Origin of the sequence: Paraconexibacter sp. (assembly GCF_041602235.1) — a bacterium.
Classification (GTDB): domain Bacteria; phylum Actinomycetota; class Thermoleophilia; order Solirubrobacterales; family Solirubrobacteraceae; genus Paraconexibacter.
Map to the genome: position 1 here is coordinate 1 of NZ_JBFIGP010000191.1, position 7415 is coordinate 7415.

General features: G+C 73.9%; 8 protein-coding genes. 3 read left to right on the forward strand and 5 right to left on the reverse strand.

Translation table 11 applies throughout. The annotated features are described in order from the left end of the window. The 3 genes from ABYE80_RS14335 to ABYE80_RS14345 all read right to left on the reverse strand — a co-directional run. The coding region (locus tag ABYE80_RS14335) for a glycosyltransferase (protein ID WP_372790964.1) at positions 1-1724 on the reverse strand (1724 nt) is incomplete at its 3' end. A gap of 10 nt (positions 1725-1734) precedes the next feature. Continuing rightward, a complete protein-coding gene (locus ABYE80_RS14340; RefSeq protein ID WP_372790965.1) occupies positions 1735-3762 on the reverse strand; it encodes a hypothetical protein in 2028 nt (675 codons plus the stop codon). Positions 3763-3815: 53 nt separating this feature from the next. Next, positions 3816-5141 carry a hypothetical protein gene (locus ABYE80_RS14345; protein WP_372790966.1) on the reverse strand — a complete coding sequence of 442 codons (1326 nt, stop codon included), beginning with the start codon at positions 5139-5141 and terminating at the stop codon, positions 3816-3818. 56 nt (positions 5142-5197) lie between these two features. Here ABYE80_RS14345 and ABYE80_RS14350 point away from each other — a divergent pair, with 56 nt between their 5' ends. Continuing rightward, entirely contained in the window at positions 5198-5998 is an 801-nt protein-coding gene (locus ABYE80_RS14350) for an alpha/beta fold hydrolase (protein ID WP_372790967.1), read from the forward strand. A gap of 18 nt (positions 5999-6016) precedes the next feature. On the opposite strand, the gene ABYE80_RS14355 is transcribed toward ABYE80_RS14350, so the two are convergent. Beyond that, on the reverse strand, positions 6017-6400 hold the full coding sequence (locus ABYE80_RS14355; RefSeq protein WP_372790968.1) for a HesB/IscA family protein: 384 nt from the start codon (positions 6398-6400) through the stop codon (positions 6017-6019). A gap of 84 nt (positions 6401-6484) precedes the next feature. On the opposite strand from ABYE80_RS14355, the gene ABYE80_RS14360 reads away from it, so the two are divergent. Both ABYE80_RS14360 and grxD read left to right on the forward strand, forming a co-directional pair. Then, a complete protein-coding gene (locus ABYE80_RS14360) occupies positions 6485-6715 on the forward strand; it encodes a BolA family protein (protein ID WP_372790969.1) in 231 nt (76 codons plus the stop codon). 2 nt (positions 6716-6717) lie between these two features. Next, positions 6718-7113, forward strand: coding sequence for a Grx4 family monothiol glutaredoxin (grxD, locus tag ABYE80_RS14365; protein ID WP_372790970.1), 396 nt, complete (start codon positions 6718-6720; stop codon positions 7111-7113). Positions 7114-7135: 22 nt separating this feature from the next. Here grxD and ABYE80_RS14370 read toward each other — a convergent pair. Then, a partial coding sequence (locus ABYE80_RS14370) for a hypothetical protein (RefSeq protein WP_372790971.1) occupies positions 7136-7415 on the reverse strand: 280 nt, incomplete at its 5' end.

Here is a 7415-nt window from a genome sequence, read left to right on the forward strand (position 1 = left end):
CGGAAGTAGCCCACCGACGAGAACATCACGATGCCCAGGATCACGAGGGCCAGGATGTTCAGGAGCGTCTGCGAGACGAGCGTGCCCAGCACCACGGGCAGGTTCTCCCGCGCCCGGCCCAGGCGTCGCGCGACGATCATGGCGCGGGCGGGCTCCCCGAGGCGCGCGGGGAGCGTCGCCGACATCAGGACGCCGATGAACGTCCCCTGCATCGCGTCGGTGACCCGGGCCGGGGTCTGCGGCAGGGCGGCGCGCAGGATCGCGGTCCAGCTCACGGCACGCACGATCATCGAGAGGCACATCAGCCCCAGCGCGACGAGCACCCAGGTCGGAGAGCTGTTGATCAGCGAGTCGCCGATGCGGTCGACCCCGACGCGCTGCAGCGCGAGCACGGCGAGGCCGGCTCCCGCGAGGGCCGCCGCTCCGAGACCGACCCGGCGGGCGAGGACGGCAGCGGGCCGCGGTGTGCCCGCCGGCGGAGCCGGCTCCATCGCCGCGAGACGACGGGCCGGGACGCGCGGGCCCAGGTCCGCCGGCACGGCCCCGACGCGGACGGCGGCCCGCTGCACGACCCCCGCGGGTTCCGGGCGCGAGGCGGCCGCCTCGTAGGTCTCCAGGACGTCCGCGGCGACGCGTGACCAGCTGTAGCGCTGGGCGTGCTCGGCGGCGGCCACGCCCATGCGGCGGCGGCGGGCCGGATCGAGCGCGAGCTCCCGGAGCGCGGCGGCCAGCGCGGCGGCGTCGCCCCGGGGCACGAGGAGGCCGTCCACGTCGTGGCGCACGACGTCCTGGTACCCGGCGATGTCGGAGGCGACCACCGGTGTCCCCGCCGCGAACGCCTCGGTGAGCACCATGCCGAAGCTCTCGCCGCCGAGTGACGGGGCCGCGAGCACGTCGGCGCTGCGCAGCACCGCGGTCTTGGTCTCGTCGTCGACCTTGCCCAGCGCGGTGACGCCGCGGGCGTCGAGGAGGATCGGCGCGACGTCCTCGTGACCGGCGCCGACGATCGTCAGCCTCGCCGGAACGTGCTCACGCAGTGCCTCGAAGGCACGAAGCAGGACCGGCAGGCCCTTGCGCTCGACGGCCTGGCCGACGAAGACCACGTGCAGCTCGCCCTGCTCCTGGTGGCCGGTGTGCTCGGCGAGCGGATCCTGCGGCACGTCGACGCCGTTGGGGATGATCCGGTAGCGACCGCCGTAGAAGCGCCGACCGGTCCAGGCGGCGGCCTCGCTGACGGCGATGCGCTCGGTCAGCCGGTTCAGGCGCCAGCGCGCGCCGAGGACGCTGCCGGCGGTTCCGTTCGTGAGCAGCTTGGTGGAGTAGCAGTGGAACGTGCCGACCAGCGGCGCCGACCGGTTGGACAGGACGTCCCACCCGATGTACGGCGCCACCGGCTCGTGGACGTTGATGACGTCGAACCCCCCGGCCGCGAGCTCGCGGCGCATCGTCGACACGGCGTACGGCGTGATCGCCAGGTTGGAGACCGCGCCGTTGGCCGGGAACCCGACGGTACGACCGAGCGGGATCAGGTAGTCGGGGGCCTCCCGCGGTTCGGGTGAGGCCCCGCGGTGCAAGCGCTCCGCGAGTCGGTCGGACGGGTCGTACGGCGCGAGGACGCGGACATCGTGCCCAGTGGCCAGAAACTGCCCTGCCAAGGCCTCGATGTGCCGCGTCACGCCCCCGGGATACGTCCACGAGTAGGGGGACACGAGCGCGATGCGCATCGCGTGCATCCTACTCGGTCTGGGGGCGGCCTTCCTCCGGCCGCCCGGAAGGGGCGAACGGCCCCTCCGCGACGACGAGTCGCGGATCCCCTCGCACGTAGGCGGTGGCCAGCGCGAGGACGAAGACCCCGAAGATCAGGAGCAGGGGCCCTGAGTCGTTGAACAGCGCCCCGGCGACCGCCGCAGCGAGCCCACCGAGCAGCGCGGCGCGCCATACCTCGTCGCCTTCCAGCGGCGCGTAGACCCGCGCGCGGTGGCGGACCCCGTAGGCCACCGCCAGGAGCGCGATCCCGGTGATGAACGGCATCGCGCCCCGTCGCAGGACCCCGAACGCCAGCTCGTAGCGCCGGACGATGATGTCCTCGATGGCCCCTCCCCCCTCGGCCCGGAGCACGGTCCGGGTGAAGTGCCCGTTGCCCCCGGTCGCGAGATCCAGGACCGTGAGCCCGACGAGCGCGACCGCGGGAGCGGCGATGACGACGGCGATCCGCCGCCGGCTCAGCCGACCTGGGAGCAGCAGGACCACGCACACGGCGGCGCCCGCCCCGACGGTGATGACACCGCCCACGTCCGCGCCGAGACGTCCGGACCCCAGCGCGGCGCCCAGGAGCAGCGACGCCACGCCGAAGGCCGCCGCCGTCTCCCGGGTCCGGCCCCGGCGCCACAACAGCGCCGCGAGCGCGACGAACAGCAGCAGGGGCAGGGTCGACTCGAGCTCGTTGCCGATCCCGTAGAACCGTGAGCCCGAGCGCGGGTTGGGTCCCAGCAACGAGCGGATGATGAGGTCCGAGCCGCGGGCCAGATCCACCACGTACGCCAGGACCGTCACGAACCCGGGCACCATCGGCGCGCGCGGCCAGGCGACCAGACGGTCGGTGATGATCGCCAGGGTGAACGACAGGGCGGCGATGAGCACCAGCTCATCGGTCCGCCCGGGAGCCATCGCACCGGTGATGAGCAGGACCGTCAGCAGCCAGAAGAACGCCAGTGCTCCGACCCGCAGGCCCCAGCGGACGCCGCGGCGGTCCGCGAGCACGCCGCCCGCGAGCACCACCGCGAGCCACACCACGAGCATGATCTGCAGCGCCGGTACGCGCCGGGAGCCCACGACCCGCAGGCGGTCGGTGAGCGTCTGCAGCGCCGCCGCGTCGCGGTCGCCCTCGACCCGGATGGGCTGCCCCTTGACGGAGCGCGGCACCGGCACGCCCAGGTGCTCCAGGACGGTCGGGAAGATGTCGATCCCGGCCACCATCCCCTGCAGACGGGTCGTGTCCGAGGTCAGGGCGCCAGGCGTGCCCAGGCCGAGCGCCCCGGTCGGCAGGAGCTGGGACGCCCGCAGGTCGGGCGGCGTCTGCATGACGATCAGCAGATCCCGTGGCTCGTGGCTCGCGATCAGCTCGTTCAGGGCCAGGCCACCCGGCTCCCCGGTCGGCAGTCCGACCACGACGAAGCGCTTGACGTCGAGCGCCCGGCGCGCCCGGTCGGCGACATCGCTGGCCGGGCCGATCGACACGACGCCGATACGACCCGCCCGATCCGCCGCCGGGATCGCCTCGAGCTGACTGCGACCGTTCACGCCGACGTACGCGGCTCCGCCCGGGACCGACTCCGCGAGGAGCCCGGGCAGGACGTCCGCCGGAGCGCTCTCGGCGCGGTCCTTCGTCTCGAGCCAGCGCTGGAACAGCGCACCCCCGTCCTGCGGGTAGAACTCGAGCTCCGGAGGCAGGCGCGGGTGGTAGGCGGCCAGCGAGGTCCGCGTCCCCTGACCGATGTCGAGGAACGCCTGCACGCGCTTGTACGTGCCCTGCGTCGCGCCGCTGAGCCCGAGCGCGAGGGCGCGGCGCTCGTCGAGCCGGTCGAGGATCGACACCGGGGTCTGGATGAACCCCTCAGGAGGCTCCTCGGACGCCGGGAGGAACGCGAGGATGACGCGCGCCGGCTTCGTTGCGGCCGTGGCGTCGGCGGCGGCGCCGACCATCCCCTGCGCGAGCACTGCGAGGACGACGAGGGCGCCCAGCAGATGGCGGGGCAGGAGCATCGCGGTGACTATAGGTTCGCCGCCCCCGGCAGGCGTCCTGCCGCGGCCGGACCTCAGGCCGCGCACGACGGCGGAGCCGGCGGCGCCGAGCCGCGCCGGCCGCCGCCTCCCGGCGCGTCCGCCCACACCCGCCACACGTCGTAGACCGGCCACGCCCGCGTCAGACCGGGGTCGAACAGGGCCACCGGGTACAGGGGATCGTCCCGCAGCGTGTACTGGAACACCGCCGCGACCCGCCGGTCCGCGTCCCACCGGACGAGCTGGTCGTACTGCGCGCGGCACTGCCGCCGCAGCGCCGCCGCGTCGGACGCTCGCGCCTTGCCGGCCTCCACGCCTCCGATCCCGGTCTCCGTGACCCAGACCGGCTGCCCGGCGGTGCACGGTCGCGCGTCGAGCGCGCGCTCCAGCTCCCCGACCGCATCGTGCTGGCGGCCGTCCGGGCGGACGTACTGGTGCTGCGACCACACGGCGCCCGCACAGGCGACGTCGTCCGGGAGGGCACGCACGAACTCGCCGACCCCCGTGGCACGCTCGGACGGCCCGCGGAACCCCGCGAGCTCCCCGAGGACCAGCCGCCTGTCGCCGCCGGCGGCGGCGAGCTCGGCGCGTGCGGCACGCACGAACCGCGCGTACACGGCGGGCGCCAGCGACGGGCTCTTCGGATCGCAAGCCGCGCGCTGGGGGCTGACGAAGGCTGGATGGTTCGGCTCGTTGTACGGGCTCCACCACCGCAGGGGCACGCCGATCTCGCGTCCCAGCGCGAGGATCTCGCGGATCAGGCGGCGGTACGCCACGAGTCCCTCCGCGGTGATCGCGCGTGCCCGCGGCTCGGTGCCGGGGCGCTCGCAGCCACGGGGCGGCAGCGCCGCCCACTCCGGCGTCCAGGCGATCACCACGACGACCTCCCATCCCCCACCCGCGTCCTGCTGCTCCCGCGCGGCCTGGAGCTGGGCGCGAACGCCGTCGAAGGCCGCGCACGGCTCGATGTCGCGCACGCAGCCGTTCTGCGGCAGCGACAGCGCGGGCGTGCCGGTGGGGTCCGCGCCGACCCGCAGCCAGTCCACCACGACCCGCAGGTACCGGGGCCGCAGGGCGGAGACCTGCCGGCGCACGGCGTCGAAGCGGGCCGGCGACGGGCCCAGGCCCGCCCGGGGCCGGGACCCCGCGGGCCTCAGGAGCTGGGCGTTGAACTCGGTGAGCCCGAGCGGGAGGCGGGGCTGGGCGGTGGACGCGGATCCGTCGCTCTCCACTCCCGGGACCGGCGCGGTCGCGGTCCGCGGTCCCCGCTCGCCACCGTCCCCGCCACACCCGGACGCGGCGAGCGCCGCGACCGCGAACAGGGCCCCGACCCGTACGAACCCCCGTCCGCCGCGCGTCACCGCGCCATCCTCGTCGGGGCGGTGTCGAGCCGAGACGGGTCGGGTAGCGTGGCGCCATGCCCGAGATCCCCGTGAACGGCACGACCATCCACTACGAGGAGTCCGGCCCCCGGGACGCGCCCGCGCTGCTGCTCGGCCACTCGCTGTTCTTCGACCATGCGATGTTCGACCCGCTCGCGGACCGCCTCGACGACACGTTTCGCGTGGTGCGCTACTGCCATCGCGGTCAGGGTCACTCGGCGCGGGACGAGCCGTACGACATGGACACGCTGACCGACGACGCCGCGGCGCTCATCGAGGCGCTCGACCTCGGTCCCTGCCACTACGCCGGCAACTCGATGGGCGGCTTCGTCGCGCTGCGTCTCGCGGCCCGGCGTCCGGATCTGGTCCGGACCGTCGCCGCGATCGGCTCCAGCGGCGGCGCCGAGGGCAAGATCGCCGAGTTCGACCCGCTGGTGGAGGCGATGGGCGCCTCCGGTGTCGCTCCGATGCTCGACATCGTGATGCACATCATGTTCGGCGACACCTCGCTGTCCGATCGGCCCGAGCTGACCGGGCCCTGGAGCGAGCGGCTCGCCGCCCTCGGCCCGGAGATCGCGGGTCCCGCGCACGCCGTCGTCCACAGGACCTCGGTGCTCGAGGAGCTCCGTGACGCGCAGGTCCCGGTGCTGGCGATCGCGGGCGCCGAGGATCACGCGTACTCGGTGGACGACTCCCGCGCGATCGCCGAGGCGTGCCCCGACGGTCGGCTGGAGATCGTCCAGGCCGCGGGCCACTCGGTGTCGCTCGAGCAGCCGGACGAGGTCGCCGCCCTCCTGCGCGCGCACATCGGTGCCGCCGTCGCGGAAGGGGTGTAGGCCCGTCAGGGCCCGTCCCTAGACCGCGCTGACCTCCTCCTCGTCCGCCACGCGGAACGAGGAGCCGCAGCCGCACGCGGCGACCACGTTGGGGTTGACGACCTGGAAGCCGGCGCCCGTCATCGCCTCGACGTAGTCGATCTGCGAGCCGTCGACGTACGGGAGGCTCGGACTGTCGACGAGGATGCGGAGACCGTGATCCTCGAAGACCACGTCGCCGTCGCGCTGCTCGTCGAAGGCGAGCTGGTACTGGAAGCCCGAGCACCCGCCGCCCTTGACCCCGACGCGGAGTCCGGCGACCGCGAGATCGGCCTGCTGCTGCTCAAGGAAGTCCTTGACCTTGGTGGCACCGATCTCCGAGAAGGTGATGCCCTTGGCGTTGTAGGTGACCTGAGTGCTCATTGCTTCACGAAGTATAGCGCCCTGTGCTCCCGGCCCGGAAGGGGCATCTCCCGAGGCAACGGCTGCGCTAGGCTCGATGCCAGCATGCCCAGCGCCGAAGAGTTGAAAGCCCGCATCGAGTCCGCGCTGCCCGGATCCACCGCCGAGGTGGAGGACTGGACCGGCGGCGGCGACCATTTCCGGGCGACCGTCGTCGCGCCGCAGTTCGCCGGCCTCGGACGGATCGCACAGCACCGTCTGGTGTACGACGTCTTCGGCGCCGAGGTAGGCGGCCCGATCCACGCCCTGAGCCTCAAGACCCGACCCCCGGAGTGACCATGTCCGACAACCCGATCCGCGACGCGATCGCCGAGGCGATCTCCGACAACCCGGTGATCCTGTTCATGAAGGGCACCCCCGAGGCGCCCGCGTGCGGGTTCTCCGCCCGGACGGTCGGCGCGCTCCAGGCCCTCGGCGCACCGTTCGCGGCCGTCGACATCCTTCCCGACCCGCGCATCCGCCAGGAGCTCTCGGCGATCTCGCAGTGGCCGACCATCCCCCAGCTCTTCGTCGGCGGTGAGCTGATCGGGGGCTGCGACATCGTCACCGAGATGTACGAGACCGGCGAGCTCGCGCAGGCCCTCGGGGTGGAGGCCCCGCAGGACGCCCCGGCCGCCCCACCGTCCGACGATCCGCAGGCCGCACCGCTGGGCATCGAGAACCGCCTGTCCTGAACGCGGCCGCGCCGCGGGCCGCTCAGGGGCGGACCGTCACCCGTATCCGGGCACTCCCGCCGATCCGCAGCGCCGGGTCGCGGTACGTCTCCCGCGGACGCTGCGCGATGCCCTCGGCGCCGTCCGGCAGGCTCGACGAGTCGCCGAGGAGCTCGGCGAGCTCGTCCTCGACGCTGGAGTCGTCGTCCTCCGGCTGGAAGCTCGTGGTGATGCCGTCGTAGCGGTGGATGTCGCCGAACGCGGTCCTGAGCTGGCCGAGCGTCCTCGGCTCGTCGCCGTCGCTGTCGGGCGCAAGGCTTCCC